Annotated in this window: 20 protein-coding genes and 1 pseudogene; 10 read left to right on the top strand and 11 right to left on the bottom strand. The window is 28.7% G+C overall.

Going from position 1 to position 25,996, the window contains the following annotated elements; translation table 11 throughout:
* Positions 1-37 precede the first annotated feature (37 nt).
* Genes BUB70_RS02670 through porZ form a run of 3 tightly spaced genes read right to left on the bottom strand, consistent with a single transcriptional unit; the run spans position 38 to position 5,528 of the window.
* A complete protein-coding gene (locus BUB70_RS02670; RefSeq protein WP_073118134.1) occupies positions 38-2,467 on the bottom strand; it encodes a TonB-dependent receptor plug domain-containing protein in 2,430 nt (809 codons plus the stop codon).
* Complete coding sequence (gene recO / locus BUB70_RS02665) at positions 2,467-3,189, bottom strand: DNA repair protein RecO (RefSeq protein WP_073118133.1); 723 nt, start codon at positions 3,187-3,189, stop codon at positions 2,467-2,469. The genes BUB70_RS02670 and recO overlap by 1 nt, the downstream gene beginning before the upstream one ends.
* Entirely contained in the window at positions 3,189-5,528 is a 2,340-nt protein-coding gene (porZ, locus tag BUB70_RS02660) for a type IX secretion system anionic LPS delivery protein PorZ (protein WP_073118132.1), read from the bottom strand. Before porZ ends, recO begins: the two co-directional genes overlap by 1 nt.
* Before the next feature lie 73 nt (positions 5,529-5,601).
* Between porZ and BUB70_RS02655 the strand changes: the two genes are divergently transcribed.
* A complete protein-coding gene (locus BUB70_RS02655; protein WP_073118131.1) occupies positions 5,602-6,075 on the top strand; it encodes a CYTH domain-containing protein in 474 nt (157 codons plus the stop codon).
* Here BUB70_RS02655 and trhA read toward each other — a convergent pair whose 3' ends face one another.
* Positions 6,076-6,720 (bottom strand): PAQR family membrane homeostasis protein TrhA, encoded by a 645-nt coding sequence (trhA, locus tag BUB70_RS02650; protein ID WP_073118130.1) that lies wholly within the window; start codon positions 6,718-6,720, stop codon positions 6,076-6,078. It abuts the gene before it with no gap.
* 143 nt (positions 6,721-6,863) lie between these two features.
* Here trhA and trpS point away from each other — a divergent pair, with 143 nt between their 5' ends.
* Positions 6,864-7,832, top strand: coding sequence for a tryptophan--tRNA ligase (trpS, locus tag BUB70_RS02645; RefSeq protein ID WP_073118129.1), 969 nt, complete (start codon positions 6,864-6,866; stop codon positions 7,830-7,832).
* A 52-nt stretch (positions 7,833-7,884) separates the two neighbouring features.
* Here the strand turns inward: trpS and BUB70_RS02640 are convergent.
* Positions 7,885-8,094: pseudogene (locus tag BUB70_RS02640) on the bottom strand (aldo/keto reductase); the annotation flags it as partial.
* Between the two features lie 243 nt (positions 8,095-8,337).
* Here BUB70_RS02640 and BUB70_RS02635 point away from each other — a divergent pair.
* From BUB70_RS02635 to BUB70_RS02620, 4 genes are read left to right on the top strand one after another with little or no spacing between them, the layout of a single operon-like run.
* Positions 8,338-9,858: a DUF6973 domain-containing protein gene (locus BUB70_RS02635; protein ID WP_073118127.1), complete on the top strand. Its 1,521-nt coding sequence runs from the start codon at positions 8,338-8,340 to the stop codon at positions 9,856-9,858.
* Positions 9,855-10,373 (top strand): hypothetical protein, encoded by a 519-nt coding sequence (locus tag BUB70_RS02630; protein WP_143155226.1) that lies wholly within the window; start codon positions 9,855-9,857, stop codon positions 10,371-10,373. Before BUB70_RS02635 ends, BUB70_RS02630 begins: the two co-directional genes overlap by 4 nt.
* A 57-nt stretch (positions 10,374-10,430) precedes the next feature.
* Positions 10,431-10,949 (top strand): hypothetical protein, encoded by a 519-nt coding sequence (locus BUB70_RS02625; RefSeq protein WP_073118125.1) that lies wholly within the window; start codon positions 10,431-10,433, stop codon positions 10,947-10,949.
* A 57-nt stretch (positions 10,950-11,006) separates the two neighbouring features.
* Entirely contained in the window at positions 11,007-11,525 is a 519-nt protein-coding gene (locus BUB70_RS02620) for a hypothetical protein (protein WP_073118124.1), read from the top strand.
* A 49-nt stretch (positions 11,526-11,574) separates the two neighbouring features.
* Here BUB70_RS02620 and BUB70_RS02615 read toward each other — a convergent pair whose 3' ends face one another.
* Together BUB70_RS02615 and BUB70_RS02610 are read right to left on the bottom strand one after the other, a co-directional pair.
* A complete protein-coding gene (locus tag BUB70_RS02615; protein WP_073118123.1) occupies positions 11,575-12,615 on the bottom strand; it encodes an aldo/keto reductase in 1,041 nt (346 codons plus the stop codon).
* A 93-nt stretch (positions 12,616-12,708) separates the two neighbouring features.
* Entirely contained in the window at positions 12,709-13,896 is a 1,188-nt protein-coding gene (locus BUB70_RS02610; protein WP_073118122.1) for a phosphoglycerate kinase, read from the bottom strand.
* 159 nt (positions 13,897-14,055) lie between these two features.
* On the opposite strand from BUB70_RS02610, the gene BUB70_RS02605 reads away from it, so the two are divergent.
* The gene (locus tag BUB70_RS02605) at positions 14,056-15,198 is read left to right on the top strand and encodes a DNA polymerase III subunit (protein ID WP_073118121.1); all 1,143 of its coding nucleotides are present in this window, start codon (positions 14,056-14,058) and stop codon (positions 15,196-15,198) included.
* Here BUB70_RS02605 and BUB70_RS02600 read toward each other — a convergent pair.
* The 4 genes from BUB70_RS02600 to BUB70_RS02585 form a co-directional block, all read right to left on the bottom strand.
* Entirely contained in the window at positions 15,195-17,258 is a 2,064-nt protein-coding gene (locus BUB70_RS02600; protein WP_143155225.1) for a hybrid sensor histidine kinase/response regulator transcription factor, read from the bottom strand. The two genes, BUB70_RS02605 and BUB70_RS02600, sit on opposite strands and share 4 nt — an antisense overlap.
* 385 nt (positions 17,259-17,643) lie before the next feature.
* Positions 17,644-20,217: a TonB-dependent receptor gene (locus tag BUB70_RS02595; RefSeq protein WP_073118119.1), complete on the bottom strand. Its 2,574-nt coding sequence runs from the start codon at positions 20,215-20,217 to the stop codon at positions 17,644-17,646.
* A 1-nt stretch (position 20,218) separates the two neighbouring features.
* The gene (locus BUB70_RS02590) at positions 20,219-21,127 is read right to left on the bottom strand and encodes a FecR family protein (RefSeq protein ID WP_073118118.1); all 909 of its coding nucleotides are present in this window, start codon (positions 21,125-21,127) and stop codon (positions 20,219-20,221) included.
* Between the two features lie 68 nt (positions 21,128-21,195).
* Positions 21,196-21,711, bottom strand: coding sequence for an RNA polymerase sigma factor (locus tag BUB70_RS02585; RefSeq protein ID WP_073118117.1), 516 nt, complete (start codon positions 21,709-21,711; stop codon positions 21,196-21,198).
* 83 nt (positions 21,712-21,794) lie between these two features.
* On the opposite strand from BUB70_RS02585, the gene BUB70_RS02580 reads away from it, so the two are divergent.
* From BUB70_RS02580 to BUB70_RS02570, 3 genes are all read left to right on the top strand, one after another.
* Positions 21,795-22,628, top strand: a complete 834-nt coding sequence (locus BUB70_RS02580; RefSeq protein WP_073118116.1) for a hypothetical protein — start codon at positions 21,795-21,797, stop codon at positions 22,626-22,628.
* A gap of 85 nt (positions 22,629-22,713) precedes the next feature.
* Positions 22,714-23,079, top strand: coding sequence for a hypothetical protein (locus tag BUB70_RS02575; RefSeq protein ID WP_143155224.1), 366 nt, complete (start codon positions 22,714-22,716; stop codon positions 23,077-23,079).
* 158 nt (positions 23,080-23,237) lie between these two features.
* Positions 23,238-25,976: a TonB-dependent receptor gene (locus tag BUB70_RS02570; protein ID WP_073118114.1), complete on the top strand. Its 2,739-nt coding sequence runs from the start codon at positions 23,238-23,240 to the stop codon at positions 25,974-25,976.
* The last annotated feature ends 20 nt before the right edge of the window (positions 25,977-25,996 follow it).

Genomic DNA, 25,996 nt, shown 5'->3' with positions numbered 1-25,996 from the left:
TGCAAAAATAAGCAAACAAGTGTTTATAAACTTACTTTTAAAATGAATATGCTACGGCAACTGATAAATTTCTTCCGGGAGCACTTATAGAAGAAGCAAATTCCTTATAATGAAGATCTAAAATATTTTGTATTTGAAACTGTATTCTTAAATTTTTACTAAAATGATAATTACTATTAAAATTCAGAACACTCCAATTAGGAGTTCCTTCTTCATTTGGGGTTTCATCAATATTATCAATTCCCTCTGTTAAATTATATCCTTTTAACTTTTTAGCCATTGAAAAACGATAATTCAAGGCTAGATTAAACATTTTTTTATAAAAACCTAAAGAAATATTTCCAAATAAAGGAGGAATAGATGATAAAGGTTCCTCATTTTCATAAGAAATTCCTTTGGTATAAGTAATTCCCCCATTGATTTTTACATCTTTTAAAAATTCCCAATTTGAACTTACAGTAGCTCCATAAATAGCCGCTTTACCAATATTAGTATTGGCTAAAATATTTTCATCTTCAAAAGTATCTCCATCATAATTAATAGATGTTCCAAACTCTGTGGACTGAGCTCTACCAATGTAGTTATCTAATAAGGTATAGTAAATATTACTATCAAAATAAAACTTATAAGCTAGTAAGTTCTTAGCAAAACCAATTTCTGCACTATACAAATGTTCTGGTTGTAAACCGGTATTTGGAACTGTTAATTTTCCTGATTTAGATCTAATTTTTCCAACATCATCAACATTAGGTGCTCTAAACCCTTTTGACAACACCACACTTATTTTATCTGTAGGATATGGTTTAAAAATATAACCTAAAGAACCTGTTAATGCCATATTATTTAATCTTAATTGATTATTTGGGATATTAATAGATACATTTTGATTCCAATTTGCACTTAACAACGTTGATGTTAATCTTAGTCCTGCATTAACAATGTGTTTTTTACTTAATTCTTGTCTATAAGAAGTATAAATAGCTGCACTACTATAAGTACTACCTCCATCTGGATAACGAGTGTCTGCAATATAATTATTGGTTACCCCCGTAATTTTATTTCCAGAAAAAGACAACGTTTCTCCTTTAGCTGATGAATTTACATTGTTATGAACCAACTCTAATCCATAAAATAATTTATTCTTTTTTGATACTCCCATAGGAATAAAAAAATCACTATTTAAAGAAAAAACATCAACCTCTTCAAAACGAGAAGTTCTATCCAGAGAACCAAAATTTCTATTAATTCTAGATTCAAGAATATTTTGATATGCTAAAGTAATGGCTCCATTTTTTAATACCGATTTATAATCTTTAAACTTGGCTTGAGCAGAAACGAACAATCTTTCTTGGGGTCCATAATACCACTCTGCAAACTTTAAATCATTATTTTTATAATCGTTTAGTTTTCCAAAATTTGGAATATCATTGGTTGTGCTAAACTGACCGTTTAGAATTAAATCTATTTTTTGATGAATAGGCATCATAAATTTTTGCATCAAATCTAGCTGATGATAACCTGTGTTTTTTTGAATATTTGGATTTGGATTAATCGTACTTGAGCTATAGTAATCTTTACTTGTATTCTGAGAATATTGATAAACTTTTCCCCAATCTTCATAACCATGAATTCTATTTTTTCCCATTTTTAAATCATCAAAACTACTATAAGAAACGTTGGTCAATGAAGCCCATTTTTGATGTGAAACTTGAGTACTAAAACTAGTACTATGCTCATTATTTACAGTACTATTTCTATAAAAAACTTGATTTTTTAAATTAAGTTTTTTAGTATAATTTATATTTTTAGTATAATAATGGACAACTCCTCCCAATGCATCAGATCCATAAGTTACAGAGGCTGGTCCAAAAACGACTTCGGTTCTTTCTAAAACAAAAGGACTTACAGATATTGAGTTTTGTAAATGTCCGTTTCTATAAATAGCATTGTTCATTCTAACACCATCAACAACCAATAATACTCTGTTAGACTCCATTCCTCTAATAACTGGAGAACCTCCTCCAAATTGAGATTTTTGCACTCTAATTCCTGGAATATTTGCCAATAAATCTGCTGATGTTTGTGGAGAAATATAATCTATTTCTTTTCTAGCAACAATTTCTATATGCTCTGGAATACTTTGTTTTTTCTCTGCAACTCTTGATACGGAAAGCACCACACTTTCTAAACCTTCTGATGTTGGTTCTAAAAAAATAATTCCATCAGAATCTCTATAAGTAATTTCTAAATTGTTATAATTTTGATGTTCTAAACTTAGAACTGTTTCTGACTGAAGATTTTTAAAAATAACCAATCCAAATTTATTGGTTATTTTTTTCTTTTTTAAGTTAATGTTTTCCACCTCAACACCTTCTATTTCTTTGTTTGTATAGGCATCTACCACTCTTATTTGTTGTGCAAAAGAACTGATGGAAAAACAACATAAAATAAATAACAATCTTTGCATTACTCTAAAATTTTTGAAAGTATATCTAGCGACTTTGGTTTTCTGAAAGAAGATAAATGTAGTTGATAATATTTTAGCAAAACATCTAAAACCAATCCTCGTTGATTTTTACTAAACCTCTTAGTTTCTAAATCATCAAACTTTAAATTTAGTGCATTATTAAAAAGAGTTAACATCTCTCCTTGAATAACATTGGCTCCATTTCTAATCACATATTTACCCTCACTTAAATCAAAAAAATATCCCTTTTCTTGATGTGTGGTATCAGGATAAAAACCTAAACATTTAGTAAGCTGAATTAAAAAGACCAAATGAAAATTTGCTACATGATCATGATGATCTAACCAAACAATGGTATTTTCTAAGAAATCAAATAAAACCTCGTTCTCCCCTTCTTCTTCTCCTAAAATAGAACTTAAAAATTCTGATAAAAAGAATACTATAGACTGTTTAATTAAATCTACATGAAGAGTTAAAAAAGGATGTAATACTCTTGCCTCAGAAATACTATTTAAGCTTCCTTTATTATTATGAGAAGCATTGATTTGAAGAATTGACAAAGGAAAAAATAAAGACTTGTTTACTTTTCCTTTTTTCCTCTTTAAAATACCTTGTAATAAATATGATTTTAGTCCTTCTTGTTGGGTATAGCATTTTACAATAAGACTACTATCGCCGTATTTAACGGCACTAATAACAATAGCTTTGGTATTGACTTGCATTAATTTACAATGGCTATTTTAGCAGTAGTGGTTTCAGAACCATCTTGACTAGATAATAAAACAATATACACTCCAGAAACGACAGGATTTCCTCTTAAATTTGTTTTATCCCAAACAACTTTACCTCCAAAAGATTGATTTGACTGATTAACATTTGTCTCATAAACCAACCTACCTGATACATCCATTATTTTTACATTGGTTCCATCAGGAATTCCATTTCCATCTTTGGCTACAATGGTTATAATTTCGTGCCCAGTCTGGTTTCTAATAGCTGGATTAGGATAAGCAATTACAGAAGTAATACTCGTTCCAAAAGGTTCATTTTTACTATCATATGCTAATGTTCCTTTTTCAGTGACCATATAAATTTCTCCTGTAGTTTCATCCAACTCTAAATCAATCACATTATCACTTGGTAACGGAGAATTTGAAATATTAAAAATATTATGAGTTGTTTGACCATCTGAAGATGTTTGAAAAACACCAGCCCCTTGGGTTGCAAACCATTTGTTTCCGGCTAAATCTATAATAATATCATTTACCTGAGTATCTGCTAAAAACTCTCTAGGAGCACCATTCTCCTCAATAATTAAAGTAGTCGCTGGTCTTTTAGTCGCTGAAAACAAATTATCATAATCATTAAAAACAACCAAACCTAAACCTGTTCCAATCCATATTCTTTCATTTTCATCAACAACAACAGAAAACACGTAGTTTGAAGGTAATTGAGCATTATTTGCCAAATCATTTAAAATAGTAATATCTCTTTTAGTATCGTCCTCAATAGGGTTGGCGTTAAAAACAAATAAACCGCTTCTAGCAGAAGCAGCATACACGTTATTATTTTGATCTACGTACATTTTATTAAATCCTCTAATAAATTTACCTCTAACCTTATCTGTAAAATCAATATTAGACTCCCATCTATCTGCACCTTCTTTTCGTCCATTATAACTAGTAAAAAAATAATCATTACTAGCTTGTGAATTGGCCGTCCAAATAATATCATTCTTATCAACAATCATATTTCCTATCCAAGTTTCATTTGCAAAAGCATTACCAGGTAAAATAGAATTTGATTTAAGCCATTTTTGTTTGAATTTATAATTATTTAATTCAACTATTCCTTCTTCAACACTAGCAACCAAAACCCTAGTATTATCAACAGGATCTACAATTGCTTTTACACAATCTCTAGTATTTGAAAACTGATCGTATGTTAAATAATTCCATTTATTATTTACAAAATAATCAATATTTGAAGTTTTCTCTAATTGATTATATGAAGCGTTATGACCTCCATAAACCACCCATTTTTGATTTCCGGTCACAGTAATACTAAAAATATCATTTGCTGAAGGTCCATCAGGATGCAATTCTATATAATTTTTCTTATCTGTTAAAGATGTTTTTAAAACACCAAAATCACTTGTATTAACAAAAACTTGGTCATTGTTAATAATTGCTTTTGTAGTTGTAAAACTGTAATCTAAAGCCTCATTTAAGTCAATTTCGTCTGCTTTGCTATAAGTTGATATTTCGTATAATTCTACCAAATTAGACATCGTAACAATTAACTCGCTTGTAGATTGGTCTATACTTAAATCCAAAATATTTTTTGAGGTGGTAATAATACTTGTTTGTGGATTACTTATTTCAAAAACATTAACTCCTTTGGAAAAATAAACTTCATCATTTAAGCTTAACAAATTACTTATATTACCATTAGCAATCATGGTCCAATTCATAAAATCAACTGGGTTAGATGAAAGATTAATATTATACAACCCATTATTTGTAGCCGCATAAAGAATATTATTTTCTACCACAATATCATTTACAAAATAAGAACTACTAGTAGTACTTAATTTATAAGTATCTCCAAACTCAAAGTTTTCTATATTTAATTCTATAATCCCAAAATCTCCATATAAATACAATTGATTTTGAGAACGATAAGCTCCCTTTACAATTTTATCAACCAAAATAAGATTGTCTTTTATTCCGGTTACAGGAATTACATTATTTTCTGCATCAATAATTTCTACCAAACCACTTTCATAACCTATAATAATGCTTTCGGAAAGTTCATCAAAAGAAATACTAGAAGTAGTTGTTCCCGAAAGTCCATTTACTGATGAAAATTTATGTATTTCTTCTGTATCTAAGTCATAAATGAACATCGCATTGTTAGATATTGAATATAATTTATTTCCTACTATTGTAAAATCTTTTACATCGTTGTAAGAATACAAATCTTGCCATTGATTTGAATAATCTTTTTGAGCAAAAACTATGCTTGTAAAACAAAATAGGAAAGAAAGTAAATATCTCATTTTTTAATTACTAAGGATTTGGTAATGTAACAAATGTAAAACATAAAAAACAAAGTAATATTGAATAAACATTATGAATTATAAAGAAATAGAACGCAAGTTTTTAATCAACAATTTAAACTTTATAAAAGAGAGTTTTGACCACAACAGAATTGAACAAGGGTACTTAAACTCTAACAAAAATAGAGCTGTTAGAGTAAGAATAAAAAACAATCACGGTTTTTTAACCATTAAAGGAAGTTCTAATGAAAGTGGAACGACACGTTTTGAATGGGAAAAAGAAATTCCTGTAGCAGAAGCCAAACAATTAATAGCCATTTGTGAACCAGGTGTGATCAGCAAAACAAGATATTTAGTAAAAGCCAACCTACATACTTTTGAAGTTGATGTTTTTGATGGTGACAACCAAGGATTAATTGTTGCCGAAGTAGAATTGTCATCGGAAAACGAAACTTTTGAAAAACCTGAATGGTTAGGAAAAGAAGTTACAGGAGAGGTAAAATACTACAATTCTCAACTAAGTAAAAACCCATACAAAAACTGGTAATTACTTTATAGTGTGATAATATATAGTAATAAAATGACATAGACTACCTAACAAAACTAGTATGTGAAAAATAGCATGATTGTACTTTATTTTATTAGCTGCATAAAAATATGCTCCTATAGAATAAAAAATCCCTCCCCATAACAACCATCTTTGTCCCCAAAGTGGTAAATTTTCAATTAAAGATTTTAAGAAAAAAAGAATAATCCATCCCATAAAAACATAGGATAAAACGGAAATTACTTTATATCTACCTATAAAATAAATCTTATATACTATTCCTAAAATTGCCACTATCCAAGAAATAATAAACACCAACCAACCTACTTTTCCCTCTAATACCACCAAACAAATGGGAGCATAAGATCCTGCAATTAAAACATACACCGCAGAATGGTCTAAAATATTAAGATAATATCTTACTTTTTGATTGATAGCACTATGATATAAAGTTGATGAGGCATACAAAACCATCATACTAATTCCGTAAATCGCATAACTTAAAACAGCATTAAAACTCCCCGAAACAATTGCTTTATACATCAGTAAAGGAAACACCAAAACACTGAGAAAAAAACCGATTGCATGTGTCCACACATTCCATTTTTCCTCTACAGGTTCATAATATGTTACCTTAAATTCCATTACTATAAGTTTCTTTATAATTTACAAAAAAGCACAATCATTAACAATTGTTAAGTCAACTATTTTGTAAATAAATTACAAGCTTTCTTATATAGTTTTTTACGAAAGTGTACTTTTGTGCAAAACATTATTTTTTAGAGGAAATGGCAAGAATTTTAACAGGTGTACAGAGTACGGGAACTCCTCATTTAGGGAATTTATTAGGAGCAATTATTCCAGCTATAGAAATAGCAAACAATCCAGAAAATGAATCTTTTTTGTTTATCGCTAACTTACACTCTTTAACTCAAATTAAAGATAGCAAAACATTAAAACAAAATACATACAGCGTAGCAGCTGCATGGTTAGCATTTGGGTTAGACATTAACAAAACTGTGTTTTACAGACAAAGTGATGTACCTCAAACTACTGAGTTAACTTGGTATTTAAATTGTTATTTTCCATATCAAAGATTAACCTTAGCACACTCTTTTAAAGACAAAGCTGATAGATTAGAAGATGTAAATGCTGGTTTGTTTGATTACCCAATGTTAATGGCTGCTGATATTTTATTATACGATGCTGAAATTGTCCCTGTTGGAAAAGATCAATTACAACATTTAGAAATTACTAGAGATGTGGCTAGTAGATTCAACCACCAAATGGGAGAAACTTTTGTATTGCCTGATGCTAAAATTCAAGAAAGCAGTATGTATGTTCCAGGAACCAACGGAGGTAAAATGAGTAAATCTCAAGGAAATATTATTGATATTTTTCAAGACGATAAAAAACTACGTAAGCAAGTCATGAAAATTGAAACGGATAGTACTCCTTTAGAAGAACCTAAAAACCCTGATACTTGTAATTTATTTGCCTTGTACCAATTATTAGCTTCAGAAGAGCAAATTGCACAAATGAGAGCCAATTATGAAGGTGGTAATTATGGATACGGACACGCAAAACAGGCTTTTTACGAATTATTAGTTGATAGATTTGCTGAGCAACGTGCCAAATACAACTACTATATGGAAAACTTAGAAGAAGTTGACAAAGCTTTAGCTATCGGAGCTAAAAAAGCTGGAGCCATTGCAAATGAAGTTTTACAAAGAGTAAGAACCAAAATTGGTTACTAAATAAAAAAAGCACCCTAATAAGGTGCTTTTTTTTATGTTTTATATTTCCTAATTACGGAGCTGGATTAGGCTGTAATTTCTGAATTTCATCAATTTTTTTTAAAACTTCTTCTGGCAATTCAACATCAATAGAACTCATATTTTCTTTTAACTGCTCCATGTTAGTAATCCCAATAATATTGGCCGTTACCCAAGGTTGATGATTGACAAAAGCTAGAGCTAAATGTGTTAAACTCAATCCTAATTCTTTAGCCAAATTCGCATATTGTTGCGTTAAAAAACTAACTGCTCACTATTGTTCCTAGAAAATTGTGGGAATTTATTTAACTACTATAATTAGATTATATTCAATAGAGTATTTTTTATATACACTCAATAAAACAGTCAATAATATAAACTGTAAAATTATAGTCTATCTTATTATTTTTTTATATTTCAAACCTTAGGTCTGAACAAGCTGAAAAAAGACTTAAAACAAGGAGTAGGCTCTTTAAAAAAATATACTATGAAAAAAAACATTTACACCCCCCCTGTTAAATTTTTAACAATTGCATCTGGTTTGTTTTTGTTTTTAACTTCTTGTCAAGATGTTGAAAACAATTTAGATTCAAATACTAAAGAAGCTAAGATTGAAACTGAAACATCTAAAATTATTGATTTTAATGGTTTAACTGTAAAACATAGGTTTAGAACTCCTGTTGAAGATTTAGAAATTGAATTGACAGATACTGGTTTAAAACAAATGTACAGTAAAATTAAAAATCCACATTTTCAACTTTCTAAAACTAGCGGTAATACAGACTTATTAGAATTACCTGATACTGATTTAATTATAGAAGCTACTAAACTTGTTACCGATATATTTCCTTATAACTTTGAAAGAGAACCCATGTTTATTAAAAGTGAGGAACAAAAATTTCTTGATACTGTGTCTATAGAAATAAGAGAATATATATTAGCAAACAATCTTATTGACCTTTCAAAAGATTCTTTAAGACTTGTAGAACACGAAAAAAATGTTGAAGCATTCCATATTAAACAAGAAAAGAAAAAATGGGAAATGATTAGAGACGATTTTGAAGGACTGTCTGATGAACAAATAGAAACAAACATAGATCTGATTGATGAATACTACAAAAAAAACATGAACTATGAAATTTTGTTAACAGCTGAGGAAAAAAAACAAGAACTAACAACCAAAATAGCTAGTAAAACACAAAAAACAACTAATCTTGGTTATGAATCTGGAAGCCCTTCACACATGGCATGTGTTTTAGATCTATCAGGAACCCTAGCAAATACACTTAGTGTTAGGGATGCTGGTGAAGATGCTAGAGACCTTGCTGCTCAAGAATATTCAAATTTACCTGGAGCAAACGACCGAAGAGATGCCTTTAGGCACTTAATGTGGAATGTTTTATTAGCTAAATATTATATTACCATGAGTACTGCAAGAAGTACTAGAACTGATTTTGCAAAAAGAGTAGCCGATGCGTATGAAGAATGTGGGGACAATGACTTGGATTCAGAAGCAATGGACTTACACAACAATACTATTGGAAGAGGTATCTATTGGGACCATACAAGCATAAAAAGAAATTGGTTGGGAATACCTTATGGTGTTTCAGAAGCACCAACAAGCACTTATGCTGCCGATGCTAAAAACCGTGTAGAAAACCAGAGTTGTTTTATTGTTAAAGAATATGATGAAGTGTTTTTTCCTGAAAGATACTTAGTGAGCGAGGCTAATAATAAAGATGAACCTTACATAAAATCTAAAATAGAAAATATAGATAACTCTAAAGTTGTTTATTTTATTGGACCGATAGCTCCTAGCTCTGAATATTTAATAACAAGTGAATATGATTATTCTGCTTGTACCTCAGCAGATTTACCATATTCTACAACAACATATACAACAATAACACTTCCTTGGCTTGGCAGTGGCGGTGGAACAATTACTATACCACAAACAACCTACGCTCCATGTGTTAACAGGATGGTTCTAAAATGCTACCAATTATGATTAAACAATATAATTACCTAATAGTATTCATCACACTATGCTTACTAACAGCTTGTGGGGGTTGGGATTTTGGTGACGAGGATGGCACTAAAATTGGAATTGGTTTTGAAATTTCTAATAATTATCCTACCGAGATAGAAGGTGCTAAAATAGTGATTGGAGGTATTAACCAAGAAGATATATTTATAGCGGTTGATACTTTTAATTTACCTATCATAAAGTTAAAATCTGAAATTGCTAATTCTAATGATATCGGTGTTGATCGACAATACATTAACATCATTGAGAACAGATGGAATCCAGATTTTGATAAAATTAAAACCATATCTGACAAAGCATATTTTAAAGCAGTCTTAGCAAATGGTGATAATTATTTAATTGAAAGTTATGCTTTAAAGCATCCTATATCCATAGATTTAGTGAAACATGCAGTTATAAAAAACAGTCTTGGTAAAGTAAAACTTTATATTGATAAAGACTTAAAATTTACGGGGACTATCAGTGATATTCCGTAGAAATTAAATAAAAAAACAGCTGATTTTACTCAGCTGTTTTTATAACTGTTTCAAATTATGATTAAACAATATAATTACCTAATAGTATTTATCACACTAAGCTTACTTACAGCTTGTGGGGGTTGGGATTTTGGTGACGAAGATGCCGATAGAATTGGGATTTCTTTTGATGTCTCTAACAATTACCCTGCTGATATAGAAGGTACTAAAATAGTGATTGGAGGTATTAACCAAGAAGATATATTTATAGCGGTTGATACTTTTAATTTACCTACCATAAAGTTAAAATCTGAAATTGCTAATTCTAATGATATCGGCGTTGATCGACAATACATTAACATCATTGAGAACAGATGGAATCCAGATTTTGATAAAATTAAAACTATTTCGGACAAAGCTTATTTTAAAGCAGTCTTAGCAAATGGTGATAATCATTTGATAGAAGATTCTGCACTAGAGGAACTTTCATCAATCAATTTAGTCAAACATAAAGTGGTAAAAAACCTCCTTGGTAGAGTAGTATTATATATTGATAAAGACTTAAAATTTACGGGGACTATCAGTGATATTCCGTAGAAATTAAATAAAAAAACAGCTGATTTTACTCAGCTGTTTTTATAACTGTTTCAAATTATGATTAAACAATATAATTACCTAATAGTATTTATCTCACTAAGCTTACTTACAGCTTGTGGGGGTTGGGATTTTGGTGACGAAGATGGCACTAAAATTGGCATTGGGTTTGAAATTTATAATAATTATGATAAAGAAATAGAAGACCTTAAAATTATCATTGGTGGTATCAACCAAGAAGATATATTTGTAGCGGTTGATACCTTTAATTTACCTACCATTAAATTAAAATCTGAAATCATAAATTCTAATGATGATGGTCAAACTGCTCAATTAATTAATTTAAAAAACAGATGGAATCCAGATTTTGATAAAATTAAAACTATATCTGACAAAGCTTATTTTAAAGCAGTCTTAGCAAATGGTGATAATTATTTAATTGAAAGTGGTGGAACAATAGATAAACTTATCTCCATTGATTTAGTCAAACATAAAGTGATAAAAAATCTCCTTGGTAAAGTAATTTTATACATTGATGATGAGTTAAAAGTAACTGGTACTATCAGTGATATTCCGTAGAAATTAAATAAAAAACAGCTGAGTAAAATCAGCTGTTTTTTATTTAAAATTAAGGTGCCGGATTTGGCTGTAATTTTTGAATTTCATCAATTTTAGTCAATACCTCTTCTGATAATTCAACATCAATAGAACTGATATTTTCTTTTAACTGCTCCATTTTGGTAGCACCAATAATATTGGCCGTTACCCAAGGTTGATGATTGATAAATGCCAAAGCCAAATGAACTAAACTAATTCCTAACTCTTTAGCTAAATCTGCATATTGTTGCGTTAAGAAAGCTGACTCTTTACTGTTATATCTAGAAAATTGTGGAAATTTATTCACTCGATCATTTTCTGTAGCATTTCCACCTTCCAAATACTTTCCTGATAAAACTCCAAATGCTAATGGAGAATAAGCCAATAAACCTACTTCTTCTCTCATTCCAACCTCAGCCAAACCTATTTCATAAGTTCTATTTAACAAAGAATATGGATTTTGAATGGTTTTACATCTGGTTAAATTATGTTGATCTGATTCTTGTAAATGTCTCATCACTCCCCAAGGCGTTTCGTTAGACAATCCGTAATGACGAATTTTTCCTTGTTTTACCAAATCATCTAAAGCAGAAACAGCAATATTGATGTTATCAAACCACTCATTTTCAGATTTATGTTTATAATTTAATTTTCCAAAGAAATTGGTATTTCTATCTGGCCAATGCAATTGATAAACATCTACATAATCCGTTTGTAAACGCTTAAGGTTTTGTTCAATGGCACTGTGAATCATTTCTTTAGAAAACTGCTGAGGTTCTCTTATATATGACAATCCAGGGTTGGGACCTGTTACTTTAGTAGCTACGACCAAATCTTCTCTTTTTTGATCTTTTAACCAAGAACCTATAAATCTTTCTGTGCTTCCTTGGGTTTCTTTTCTACCAGGAACCGAATACATTTCTGCGGTATCAATAAAATTTATTCCTTTAGAAACCGCGTAATTTAATTGTTCATGAGCTTCTGCCTCGGTGTTTTGTTCTCCAAAAGTCATGGTTCCTAAACATATTTTAGAAACTTTAATATCTGTTTTGGGGATGTTAGTATACTTCATATTGATTTTTATTTGGGCTATTAAATTACATAAAAAAAAGCGTCTCAAAAATTTGAGACGCTTTGGTTTTATAAACAAGTGTTTACTTCTTTTTTAAGCTTCTTGTAATGCAGCAATACCTGGTAAAGTTTTACCTTCCATGTATTCTAATAATGCTCCACCTCCTGTAGAAACGTAAGATACATCATCTCCAAACCCTAAATTGTTAATGGCTGCAGCAGAATCTCCACCTCCAATTAAAGAGAATGCTCCACCTTCTGTTGCTTCTTTTACCGCTTTTGCTACTTCTATAGTACCTGTTGCGTATAAAGGAATTTCTGAAACTCCCATTGGTCCATTCCAAATTACCGTTTTAGATTCTTTAATAATCTTAGAGAATAATTCAATTGTTTGAGGTCCAATATCAAATCCTTCCCATTCATCAGGAATTTGACCTCTTAATACTACTTGAGTGTTTGCATTGTTAGAAAAATCATCTCCCAATAAATTATCAATAGGGAATATTAATTTAACTCCTTTTGCTTTTGCTTTTTCTTCTAATTCTAAAACGTAATCTAATAAATCATTTTGACAAAGAGATTTACCTATGTTTCCTCCTTCTGCTTTTGCAAAAGTGTAAGACATTCCTCCACCAATAATAATGTTATCAGCTACATCTAATAATTTTTCTATAATTAAAATTTTATCAGATACTTTAGCTCCACCCATAATTGCAGTAACAGGCTTTACTCCTCCTTTTAAAACTTTATCAGCGTTTACCAATTCAGCTTCAATGACCAAACCAGCTAATTTATCTTTAAAAAATTGTGCAACAATTGTAGTTGAAGCGTGAGCACGGTGTGCAGTTCCAAATGCATCGTTTACATATACATCTCCTAATTTAGATAATTGCTCAGAAAAAGCTAAATCTCCTTTAGTTTCTTCGGCAAAGAAACGTAAGTTTTCTAATAATAAAACTTCTCCTGGTTGTAAAGCAGCCACAGCAGCTTCAGCTTCTGCACCCACAGTAGCAGCAACAAATTTAACTTCAACTCCAATAATTTCTGAAGCAGTTTTTACTATATGTCTTAAAGAAAATTGGTCTTCTACTCCTTTTGGACGACCTAAGTGAGACATTAATACAGCAGCACCACCATCTTCTAAAATTTTGATGATTGTTGGCTTAGCAGCCTTTAATCTTGTTGTGTCTGTTACATTAAACTCAGCGTCTAAAGGAACATTAAAATCTACTCTTATTAAGGCTTTTTTATCCTTAAAATTAAAATCATTGATTGTTTTCATATGTCAAATCTAAGTTGATGTGCTACAAATATAGTAGTTGATAGTTATTTAATATTTAGTTGAGCATGAAATTAACTAAAACGTTTTAATTATTATAAATTTATAAGCACTGTTTATTTAAATTGTAAATTTGAACTTCTTTTAACTCATCCAAATTCTATGTTATTTAACAATCTTATTGGGCAACAACACATTATTAATCACCTAAAAAGAACTGCTGATACTGGTAGAATTGCACATGCACAGTTATTTGTTGGTGCTAATGGCGTGGGTACTTTATTAGCAGCAATCGCCTATGCCCAATATATACTATGTAAAAATGATGAAGCTTGTGATACAAGAGTTGCTAAACTACAACATCCTGATTTACATTTTGCTTTTCCTACAGCGGTAAATGAAAATGTTAAAAAACATCCAGTAAGTAAACTGTTTTTGAATGATTGGAGAACTTTTATTAAAGAACAACCTTACGGGAGTTTGTATCAATGGTATCAACAATTAGGTATTGAGAACAAACAAGGACAAATTGGAGTAGATGAAGCTGAAGAAATTGTAAGCGCTCTTAAATTAAAATCTTACGAAGGAGGTTATAAAATTATGATTATTTGGATGGCAGAAAAAATGAACAATGCTGCTGCCAATAAATTGTTAAAATTGATTGAGGAGCCACCTGCAAAAACCATTTTTTTATTGATCGTGGAACATCCTGAACAATTGATAAACACTATTTTATCTCGTTGCCAAATTTTAGACTTCCCTCTATTAAGTGAAGAAAATATTGCTGAAGCTTTAATAGCACGTGAAAATTCTTTTCCTGCCGAAGCACAAAAATTAGCTCACAGAGCTGAGGGGAATTATCAAAAAGCTTTAGAACTTTTAAAAAGTGAAGGAAATGATTTAGAATTTGAACAACTTTTTATTACCTGGGTTCGTGCTGCTTTTAAAGCCAAAGGAAATGCTAGTGTAATTCAAGATTTAATTGCCTGGTCTGATACTATTGGTGCTATGGGACGTGAAAAACAAAAACAGTTTTTAAACTTTTGTTTACAATTTTTTAGACAAGCACTTTTGTGGAATTATGGTGCTAAAGACTTAGTTTTTTACGAACCTCAAACCAAAGGGTTTAGTATAGAAAAATTTGCTCCTTTTATAAATAGTGCAAATATAGAAGCCATTAACAATGAGTTAAACGATGCTATTTACCATATTGAAAGAAACGGTAATGCTAAATTAATTTTATTAGATACTTCTATAAAACTAACCAGATTATTACATGCAAAAGAACAAGAATTAAATTCTTAAACTTCTTGTTTTATAGGGTGTACTCCAAATCTTTTTTTGTACTGATTTGCAAAATATGTAGTGTGTAAAAAACCTACTTTTAAAGACAATTCTTTTAAAGAAATATCATTATTATTTTCCACAATTTTTCTTGCTTCTAACAACTTTACTTCATTAATAAATTCGTTAGGTGTTAAACCTGTTTCCATTTTAACTTTTCTATAAAAGGTGCTTTTAGAAACATTAAAATGTTCGGCAATATCTACTTGATTTAACTTGGGATTATCGCATTTTTTAATAATGCACTTTTTTAGCTTGATAACCCATTCAGAATTTTGTTTAATTTCATCATTGGTTATCTTTTCAGCATTGACAAATTTATTTCTACTATCTTGATTTTTTATTCTATTTTGAATTCTAATCAGTAATTCATTTTTATTAAAAGGCTTGTTTAAATAATCATCTATTCCAAGTCTTAATACTTCCAACTTACTATGATAATCACTACGTGCAGTAAGCATTAAAACAGGAATAGAAATATTATTTTTTTTAATATAAGTAACAAATTCAAGACCATTCATTTTCGGCATCATGTAATCTGTAATAATAAAATCAATTTGTTCATGTTGTAGTATTTTAATAGCTTCTATACCATTTTCTGCTTCTAAGCAATTATAATCTATCAATAGTTCTTTTAGATAATCTCTCATATCATAAGAGTCATCAACAATTAAAATAGTTTTATTATGGTCTAAAACAACAGACTCTGTATTATAGTTTTTATCTTCCTCATTAAGATTAAATATTTGACGACTTTCCTCATTTTTATAGTCATTTACAAACGGAAAAATTACTTTAAACACAGAACCAACATTTGGTTTACTTTCCACTAAAATTTCACCATCTAGCTTGTAAACAATTTCTTTGGTAAATGCCAGTCCTACACCACTTCCACCGGTTTTATTAAAGTCATTATTTACTTGGTAAAACCTATTAAATATTTTATTAATGTTTTCCTTTTCAATTCCTATACCTGTATCAGATACAATGATAGAAACACTATCATTTTGTTTGGTTAATTTAAAAACAACACTTCCTTTTTTTTCAGTGTATTTGTAAGCGTTTAAAATTAAATTGTTGATGGCTCTTTCTAAATACAAAGCATCTACAAAAACATAAAAATCTTCATCAGAGTGTTCAAAGGTAAAAGTGATGTTTTTTTGAATAAATAAAGAATCAAAAGAAGTATAAATTTTCCATCCTAGTTTCTTAAGATCTACGACTCCTTTGTTAAAATTAAAAGTATCATCATTCATTTTAGACAAATCAATTACGTCATCTACAATTTTCTTAATATTATTGATTTGTTTATTGATTTTATGTTTGTTTTTGCTAATATTTTTATTTACATCAAACTTATCAACTTGTCCCTTTATTAAAGTTAGTGGGGTTTTTATTTCATGAGAAATATTAATAAAAAACTGAGATTGAAATTGATTTATTTCTTGTAACTCTTTTGATTTTAACTCTAATAATTCTTCATTTCTATTATTTATTGTTTTAAAATAATAGACTAAAATAAAGATTACAAAAAAGAGAATAAAGGCTTCATAATTATTTTGATATTGACCCGCTGGATAAAGATTTAAAAAATAGTTTGGTAAAATAAAAGCTAAGTAAGAGGCAAAAAAACTTGTGAATATAATTGTTTTATTATCTGATAAAACCAAAGCCAAAGGCCCCACACATAAATAATAATACTCAGCATAAGCTCCTGGATCAATAAAAATGGTAAATAGTATTACTGTAGTTAATATTAAACTTAAAAACAATGCAAAAGCACCATTATGTTTTTTATTATAAAGAAGGAAAAATATTAATGACACCACAAATACATTAAAAACATGACCATAAAATTCTAAGAGATTTTTCTTTGATAGTACTATAATGATTGATATGAATGATTGAATTATCCAAATAGTACTAAATACTTGCATTAGCCTAACTCGTTTTCTATCTGTTTTAGATAAATTGTTATAGTTAGGAACTGGAATATTAAATGGGAGGTTTTTAAAATTCATTTTTTTATTAATCAAAGCAATACTCAAAAATAATAACAATTAACATTAAAAAAACACAAAAAACAACATATGTTAGTGTAATTTGATTCTTTTGTGAGCAAATTTGATCTAATACTGATAATTTGAAACCTTTAATTTGCAGTAGGTTTTGATGTTCATGTCTTAATTCAAAAAAGGATATTAAAGTTCTTAAAAGAGTTTTTAAAACTTTTATTGTTTTTTGATTTATATAACTACAGACATTGTAAAAACAATTCTTATACTCTGAAATACTTAAAAAAAGTTATTGATGATATTTGAAAAAGAGAAATTTTTAGCCCCAATCGGTTTACTTTGATAGTTTTCTTTAATAGGTTATTCTTTAAAAGTTTAGATTGGGGCTTTTTTAAAAATATACTCTAAAAGATATATTAGGCACAAAACCTAATGATATTTTATCGGTTTCTACCAACACTTCTTTTTCTGTTCTATTAGCCCCTTGCCCATTTACAATTGTCTGAATTTCATAGTCTCTACTTAAAATATTTCTTCTATTTAATATATTTTGTAAAGTGAATCCTAATTGTCCTTTTATGTTTTTATCTCTTTTGAAATAAAATTTATATCTGGCAGAAAAATCTAATCTTTTATAATTTGGTAATCTTTCTGTATTTAAATCATTAAACACAATTTTTAATCTATTGCTATTATTTAATTCAGCTGTTTTAACGGTATAAGGAATTCCCGAACGAAATCTCCATCCTAAAGAAAATTCCACTTTTTTAAGATTATAATTATGGGACCAAATAAAATTATGAGGCGTATCAAAAGAACCATTAAAATTATCTCCATCATTTAAATTATTAAAATGATAAATACTTTTTGACAAAGAATAACTAACCCAAGTGTTGTAATTATACCATTGTTTTTTGATTAACAAATCCAATCCATTAACACTATTGGTTCCGCTATAATATTTTTGGGCTCTTACATTCTGATCAAACAAAAACAAAATTCCATCAATGTTTTTATGATAGATTTCTAAATCTAAAGTCCAACCCTTTTTTTGATAATCTGCTCCTATAGTAGTTTGAAAACTTTGTAAAACAGGAAGTTCTCTTTCATCTGCCAAAGCCCAAAAATGATTAAACAATCCGCCCAAACCATCGTTTCTAAAATCTAAAACCTGAGAAACGGATTGATGTTTAAGTTCCGTAGAAAATTTAAAATTTAAGTTTTTAGTTGTTTTGTAATTAATGTTAAACCTTGGTTCTACAAAATTTTTAGCTATTCCATTAAAATGTTGCCACCTTAATCCTAAATTAATCAACCATTTGTTATTTGTGTTGATTTGATACTCTGAAAACAATGCATAACTAAACATTTTACCGTTAATGTTATCATCTACAAAATCATTCAGAGCAGATCTTATTCTTTTAAAATTATAAGTTAATTGATGATTGCTAAACTGAGTTCCTATTTCCCAATGATTCTGTTTTTTGGTTTCTTTTTTAAAAGAATATTCGGCACTGGTTTCTTGTACTGTATTGGTTTTGTTAAAAAACACATTATCTTGGTTTCCGTTGGGTCTAGTTCTTATTCTTGAGCCATCATAATCTTTATAAAAATCTGTTTTGGCAAATGCTATTTTATGACTTCCCTTATCTGCCAAATCTAATTTCCAATCTGTATGAAATCCTTTGTTTTTTATAACAATATCATCTCTAAAATCCTCTTGAGTTCTTGGATTTTCTCCAGTAAAATTTAAATCGTTAAGGCTGTATAAATAACTGAAAGACAATTGATTTTTTTCATTGGGAGCTACCAAAATTTTTGAATAATAATCTTCGTAAAAAAAATCATTTTTGGCATTGGTTATTCTTAAATTTTCTTGATCTAAACCTTCAGCAATTTTACTGTTTTGAAAAGCAACCTCGGCATATTTTTGATTAGTAATAGTGTTAGCAAAATCTGTAATAGATCTACGAGCAGAAAAAACCAACCCTATTTTATTATTTAATAAAGGAGCTTTTATAAAAAAATCAGCATGAGTTAAAGTACTTCCAAAACCGGCAGAAAATTTATCAGGAGCATTGTTATCAATACTAATATCTAAAACACCACCAACAATATTTCCATACTTTGCGTGGGTACCAGATCTGAATAATTTTACATTGTTTGTGATGTATGGATTAAAGGCAGATATCAATCCAAAATAATGAGAAAAATGATACATTTTCATTCCATCAAAAACCACTAAATTTTGATCGGGAGTGCTTCCTCTTATGTGAATTCCAGAAGCAGTTTCATCAGGACTTTGTACTCCCGGAATTAATTGTAAAGATTGTAAAACATCGGGCTCTAAAACCCCAGGCAAAATCCCAGTTTTTTTAGGATTTAAGACAATGCTTCCATCTTTCTTTTTAGATAAACCTGTGGTTAAATAATCGGTAATAACTACTTCGTTTAATTGATGAATTTCTTCGCTTAAAAAAATCTCTTTACAAGTAGTGGTAAAACTATGTACAGGAATATTTTTTGTTTTATATCCAATCAATTTTATACTGATAACAGCATCGTTTAAAATATCTTTTATTTCAACTTTTCCTTGTTGATTTGTAAGCACTGTTTTGTCATCAAAATAAACGTTTGCAAACGGTAATTCTTCTTTGGTTTTATCGCTGTAAATTACTGCACAAATATTTTTTGTTTCACTACTTTTATTTCTGATGATATAGTTTTTTTCATCAATCTTCTCAAATACCAACTGGGTTTGTAGTGATAAGTTGATTAAAATAGTATTTAAATCATTTTCCGAATCAACCAAAATTTGATTAAAATTTTGAATTTGATTTTCATTGTAAGAAAACGCTATTTTATGTGTTTTAGATAATTGACTTAATACTTGTTTTAAACTGATATTTTCTTGTGAAAAAACAGTGAAAGAAAACAAATAAAAAAGCAATAAAACCTTTTTCATATTACTCAGAAATAGTGATCACATCTTTATGAATTGTGTACTTAATCATCATAGGTTTACAAATGACTTTTAAAGCTTTTTCTAAGTTGTTTTTTACTAATTTTCCGGTGTAAAGTTGAGACAAATCAACTCCTTTATTTTCAATTTTTACTTTGTATACATTCTGTAAATCTTTAAAAACAATACTTAAAGGAACTGCATCGTACTGGTAATTATTTGCAAGCCAATTAGGCTCTGAATTTTCTATTTGATAATTCTCTTTTTTATTCTCTAAAAATTTAACTCCTTTTCCATGTGTTAATATAGATTCGTGCTTGGTGTTTTTTACACTTACTTTACCTTCATAACATTCTACAGCTAAATAATTATCTATGGTCTGTACATTAAATTGTGTTCCTAAAACAGTTACTGTTCCTTGATCTGTATTTACAGAAAACTTAGAACCTTTTTTTACTTTAAAATATCCTTCTCCCTCTAAATCTAAAGTTCTATTTCCTTTTTCCCATTGCTTTTTGTTAAAATGAAGAGAAGAACTTCCGTTTAACTTTACTTCAGATCCATCTGGCAACACATAAGCCAAATGCTCTCCTGTATTACAAGTTACATCCGTTCCGTTATTTATAAAATAAGACAGTCCATACAAAATTAAAATCGCAGCAGCAGCTCCATAAACCCAATTAGTAGCAAGCTTACGTACTTTTGTTTTCTGATTTTTTAATTTTTGTTGAATTTTCTGAAAAGATTTCTCTTCATTAAATTCTGGAACACTAAACAAAGTACTTTTATCTGCTATTTTTTTAAACAACACATAATCTTCCGATTTTTTAAAATCAGACAACTCCTCCTCTGTCAACTCATTATTTAACCATCTGGCTAAAAAAGTATCATCTATATTGTAATCTTGTTTCATGTTAGTTCCTTTTATATATAACCAAATACTTAATATATACCCTACTTTATTTTTTGATTTTTAACTGTTTAAATATTTTTTCCAATACTTTTTCTAAGCTTAATTAAAGCTCCATGCATTCTTTTTTCAACAGCTTTTACAGAAATATTTAACATTTCTGCTATTTCTCTATACTTTTTGTTTTCTATTCTGTTTAATAAAAAAACCTCTCTTTCACTAGGAGTTAATTCATCAATAGCTATTTGAAGTTTGTCCATAAATTCTTTTTCTTCTAATAAAAATTCAGGACTTTCAATATTGCTATCATCTTTGTTATTATGTTGCTCATATTTTAATTTTACCTTAAAGTGAGCAACTTCATTTAAAAATTGATTGTTTGCAATGGTGTATAAATAAGATTTTGCTTTTTCAAAAATAACTTTAGCACAATTGTTCCAAAGTTTTATAAAAGATTCCTGAACCAAATCGTTTGCTCTATCGGCATCACCACATTTAAAATACATAAAACTATAAAGTGATTTGCTGTATTTTTTATAGATCGATTCATATATTTTGGCTTCGCAAACAGATATCTTTTTGGACATTTAATAAAATAATTAATTTTAAAGGTAGGGTAATTGTAAAAATAACGGTTTCAGTTATATAAACCTTAAAAAATTTAAAGATCATGAAATTATTTAAAACAACATTTGTAATTATTCTTGCAACATTTTTATCGGTTAGTTGTTCTCAGAGTTCATTAAATATTGACGAAGAAACAGCTTTAACTGGTAATGATGAAATATCAAAAGAAGAATTATCTACTGCTTTAAAAACAGTTATTGTTAATTATCCTGTAACGGCTGTTAATGATGATAATTCTACTGAAGAAATTAACTCTGATGAGCAATTAGGAAAAATAATTAGCCGAAATACTAGACCAAAAATTGAATTTCCTTTTGATGTTATTATTGATGGAGAAACCTACACAATTGATGGAATTAATAATTTAAGAGCCTTATTAAAAAGACCTAAACCTTTTCATCCTCCTTTTAAATTAATTTTTCCTGTAACAGTTATTAATGCAGATGAAACTACTACCGAAATTGCTAACCATGATACTTTTAAAGCTTATCGTGAAACTTTAGAAGAAGGTGTAAAGCCAACTTTTCAATTCCCTATTTCTATACAAGAAAAAGATGGAACCATTGTTACTATTGAAAATGAAGAAGCATTTATGACTTATTTAAAAAACAATAGAGAAGATGACAGACCAGAGCTTAAACAACCTCCATTTAAATTGGTATTTCCTGTAACAGTTATTAACGCAGATGAAACAACTACTGAAATTGCTGACCATGATGCTTTTAAAGCTTACCATGAAACTTTAGAAGAAGGTGTAAAGCCAACTTTTCAATTTCCTATTTCTATTGAAGATAAAGATGGAAATATTATAGAAATAGCTGATGAAATTGCTTTAGAAGAATACATAAAAGCAAATAGACCTAATAAAAGAAGATAATAAATAACCTATTTAAGAAAAGATCCCTGTGAAATATATTTTGCAGGGATTTTTATTTTTGTTGACCTTTGAAAAAAATCAATCTATGATCCTTTCTATTTTATGTTTTCTTTTTATTTCATTTGGATATTCTTTGTTCGAAAAATTAAAAGACAAAAAAGGATACACAGCTTTTTTAAACCATCATTTAAAACAAACAAAATATGCAAATCTGTTTTGGTGGTTATTAGTTTTCATCAACACTTTTACTTCTCTAATTTTAATCATTGGAATTTTTTCTACTCTGTTTAATTTCTATTTATTCTCGCCAGTCATTATTTATAAAACTTGCGTTTTAAATATTTTGATTTTACTTTTTGGTCAAAGAATAGCTGGAGATTTTCAAGGAGCTGCCAATCTAGGAATTTATTTAATACTAACCATTTTAGGATGGTATTTACAAGTTCTATAAAACTAGTTTTATTGTAAAATATTTAATAAAAACAACTTCTTACTAATTAATATCTACCTTTTATATGTTTAAACAATCATTTTTGTACATTTTTTCTATTTTAGCAATCAAAAAATTGCCACAATAAGGTTCTTACAACCTTTTTTTTAAAAAATTGCATGAAAAAATTACTAATGCTACTAGTTATAGCTATGACTAGTACTGTCTTTTCCCAAACAAAATCTTTTGAAATTTCTGGAACTTTAACTTCAAAACAAGACAAAATTCCAATCGAATCAGCCACTATTTATTTACAACGTGTAAAAGATAGTACTATCATTACTTATACTATTTCTGATAAAAAAGGTGAGTTTCTTTTAGAAAACAAAACAAGTGACAAAACAGCTAACCTTTTTATATCTTATATAGGTTACAAAACCTATCAAAAAAAAATTACTATTGAGAATAAAAAAACAAGCCTAGGAACTATTGCTTTACAAGAAAATGCTAATGCTTTACAAGAAGTTGTGATTAGAGCGCAAGCTCCACCAGTAACAGTTAAAAAAGACACGCTGGAGTTTAATGTAAAATCTTTTAAAACTAAAAATAATGCCAATGTAGAAGATTTACTAAAAAAACTACCAGGTGTAGAAGTTGATGAAGATGGAAAAATAAAAATAAATGGAAAAGATGTAAACAAAATACTAGTAAACGGAAAACCTTTTTTCTCTAACGATCCTACCATTGCTACCAAAAATTTAAGCAAAGAAATGATTGAAAAGATACAAGTATCTAACACAAAAACTGATCAAGAAGCTTTTACTGGGGAAGATGGAGCACAAACCAATAAAACAGTAAACTTGGTCATTAAAAAAGAAAATAACAAAGGAGTTTTTGGTCGTGTAGCCGCTGGTGCAGGAACAGATAAACGTTATGAATATGCAGGAATGTATAACAGATTTAATAACAACCTACGTTTAAGTTTACTTGCCGGAGGAAACAACATTAATTCGCCAGGATTTAGTTATGGTGAAATTAGTAAAATGTTTGGTGGTTCTTCTTCAAGAAATATAAATAGTCAAATTAACAATTGGGGAAGAGAAGGTATTATAACGTCTAATAATAAAGGGTTAAATTATGTAGATACTTGGGGTAAAAATATAGATGCCTCTACCAATTATTTTGGTTCTACTACAAACAATAATAATACTTCAAAATCTGAAACAGAAGAGACACTAGAAACCGGTAATATTTTTACAAATTCTAACTCAAGATCTAATGATGAATCAGAAAAGCATAGTTCTGAAAGTAAATTTAAAATAGAACTAGATTCCACCCTTCTTATAACAATTAGACCAGAGTTTAATCTAACAAAAACAAAAAACACAAATGATAACAATAGTATTTCATTAAACTCAAATAACGATACTATAAACACCTCTAGTTCAAAAAGTTTAAATGAGAACACAAATAATAATTTCTCTAATAATTTAAGTGTTACCAAACGTATTGGTAAAAAAGGGTCTTATTTAAAGTTTAATATTAATAATGATATAAACATTAGAAACTCTACAAACAACATAGAAAATAATGTTGAAATAATAAATAATCCTTCTGAAAGCAGAACTACAAATCAATTAAGAGAGGGTAAAAACAAAAACAATACATTCTTTTTAGAGACCAAATATCAATTATCAATTATAGAAAAAAAACTATCCTTAGACTTGGGAGTAGGTTATAGAAATAATGTTCAAAAAAATACAAACAACACTTATGATTATAATGATACTACAGGTGAATATGAGTCTTTTATTAATGACGAATTTAGCACAGACTTTAGATATGATAACATTACCACAACTCCTAGCATAAAAATAAAATATACAAAAGACAAATGGTCTTCTAATTTTACATCAGAATATCTTTTAAGAACTCTAGAAAGTTCAGATTTTTTAAGACCTGAATTAAATCTTAAAAGAAGGTTTAATGCACCACAATTTAGTTATAGATTAAATTATAGAAGTACAAAAACCAATTTAGGTTTAAATTATGATTTGAAAAATGTAGCCCCTTATATAAACCAAATTCAAGCTTTTAAAAATATAAGTAATCCATTAAACACTGTAGAAGGAAATCCATTATTATCACCAAGCAAACGTCATACAATGTCTGTAGACTTTAGTCAAAATAATTTTCAGAAAAAAATCTATTTTTATAGCTATATATATGGATATATTACTGAAGATGAAATTGTAAGCAAAACCGAAATTGGTGAGGGAAATTTAAGAAATACTACATATGAAAATGTTAATGGACAATACTCTTTATATGGTTATTTAAATTATAGTAAAGAAATAAAAATAGATACCGTAAAAAGTATTAGAGTTGGAATTGGAGGATCTTCTAATATTAGAAAATCTATAAATCTTATTAACAACACACAAAATCCTAGTATTTCCAGAAGTATATCACCTAATATTTATACAAGATTCAACTGGAGAGACATTGCCAGTTTAAGTGTAAGGTATAGACCATCTTATACCAAAAATTATATTAACAATAATCTTCAAGAATTTACAAGTCATAATGTTGGTATAAATACTAACAATCATTTTATGAAGAAAATAGAATTTAGTAATGACATAAATTACAGTTATAATCCAAATATTTCTGATGGGTTTGATAAAAGTGCTTGGTTTTGGAATACCTCAATATCTTATAGCTTATTTAAAGACAAGGCTAATTTAAGTATTAAAGCATACGATTTATTAAACCAAAATATTAATGCCAGACAATATGCTTATAACAATAAAATAACAAACAGACAAAGCACCGTGCTGCAACGATATTTTATGTTTAGCTTTAGTTGGAAATTTAATAGTCTTGGTAAAAAAGGAGCGACCAGACATTATAAATAATCTATTATAAGTTTTTATTA

Source organism: Wenyingzhuangia marina, assembly GCF_900130035.1.
GTDB lineage: Bacteria > Bacteroidota > Bacteroidia > Flavobacteriales > Flavobacteriaceae > Wenyingzhuangia > Wenyingzhuangia marina.
Note: the sequence above shows the minus strand (reverse complement) of the source record. Positions and strands in the feature narration are given on the sequence as shown.

What these genes read in the sequence shown, in the direction of transcription:
- BUB70_RS02670 (WP_073118134.1), bottom strand. Translation starts at nt 2,467, where the DNA reads ATGCAAAGATTGTTATTTATTTTATGTTGTTTTTCCATCAGTTCTTTT.
- recO (WP_073118133.1), bottom strand. Translation starts at nt 3,189, where the DNA reads ATGCAAGTCAATACCAAAGCTATTGTTATTAGTGCCGTTAAATACGGC.
- porZ (WP_073118132.1), bottom strand. Translation starts at nt 5,528, where the DNA reads ATGAGATATTTACTTTCTTTCCTATTTTGTTTTACAAGCATAGTTTTT.
- BUB70_RS02655 (WP_073118131.1), top strand. Translation starts at nt 5,602, where the DNA reads ATGAATTATAAAGAAATAGAACGCAAGTTTTTAATCAACAATTTAAAC.
- trhA (WP_073118130.1), bottom strand. Translation starts at nt 6,720, where the DNA reads ATGGAATTTAAGGTAACATATTATGAACCTGTAGAGGAAAAATGGAAT.
- trpS (WP_073118129.1), top strand. Translation starts at nt 6,864, where the DNA reads ATGGCAAGAATTTTAACAGGTGTACAGAGTACGGGAACTCCTCATTTA.
- BUB70_RS02635 (WP_073118127.1), top strand. Translation starts at nt 8,338, where the DNA reads ATGAAAAAAAACATTTACACCCCCCCTGTTAAATTTTTAACAATTGCA.
- BUB70_RS02630 (WP_143155226.1), top strand. Translation starts at nt 9,855, where the DNA reads ATGATTAAACAATATAATTACCTAATAGTATTCATCACACTATGCTTA.
- BUB70_RS02625 (WP_073118125.1), top strand. Translation starts at nt 10,431, where the DNA reads ATGATTAAACAATATAATTACCTAATAGTATTTATCACACTAAGCTTA.
- BUB70_RS02620 (WP_073118124.1), top strand. Translation starts at nt 11,007, where the DNA reads ATGATTAAACAATATAATTACCTAATAGTATTTATCTCACTAAGCTTA.
- BUB70_RS02615 (WP_073118123.1), bottom strand. Translation starts at nt 12,615, where the DNA reads ATGAAGTATACTAACATCCCCAAAACAGATATTAAAGTTTCTAAAATA.
- BUB70_RS02610 (WP_073118122.1), bottom strand. Translation starts at nt 13,896, where the DNA reads ATGAAAACAATCAATGATTTTAATTTTAAGGATAAAAAAGCCTTAATA.
- BUB70_RS02605 (WP_073118121.1), top strand. Translation starts at nt 14,056, where the DNA reads ATGTTATTTAACAATCTTATTGGGCAACAACACATTATTAATCACCTA.
- BUB70_RS02600 (WP_143155225.1), bottom strand. Translation starts at nt 17,258, where the DNA reads ATGAATTTTAAAAACCTCCCATTTAATATTCCAGTTCCTAACTATAAC.
- BUB70_RS02595 (WP_073118119.1), bottom strand. Translation starts at nt 20,217, where the DNA reads ATGAAAAAGGTTTTATTGCTTTTTTATTTGTTTTCTTTCACTGTTTTT.
- BUB70_RS02590 (WP_073118118.1), bottom strand. Translation starts at nt 21,127, where the DNA reads ATGAAACAAGATTACAATATAGATGATACTTTTTTAGCCAGATGGTTA.
- BUB70_RS02585 (WP_073118117.1), bottom strand. Translation starts at nt 21,711, where the DNA reads ATGTCCAAAAAGATATCTGTTTGCGAAGCCAAAATATATGAATCGATC.
- BUB70_RS02580 (WP_073118116.1), top strand. Translation starts at nt 21,795, where the DNA reads ATGAAATTATTTAAAACAACATTTGTAATTATTCTTGCAACATTTTTA.
- BUB70_RS02575 (WP_143155224.1), top strand. Translation starts at nt 22,714, where the DNA reads ATGATCCTTTCTATTTTATGTTTTCTTTTTATTTCATTTGGATATTCT.
- BUB70_RS02570 (WP_073118114.1), top strand. Translation starts at nt 23,238, where the DNA reads ATGAAAAAATTACTAATGCTACTAGTTATAGCTATGACTAGTACTGTC.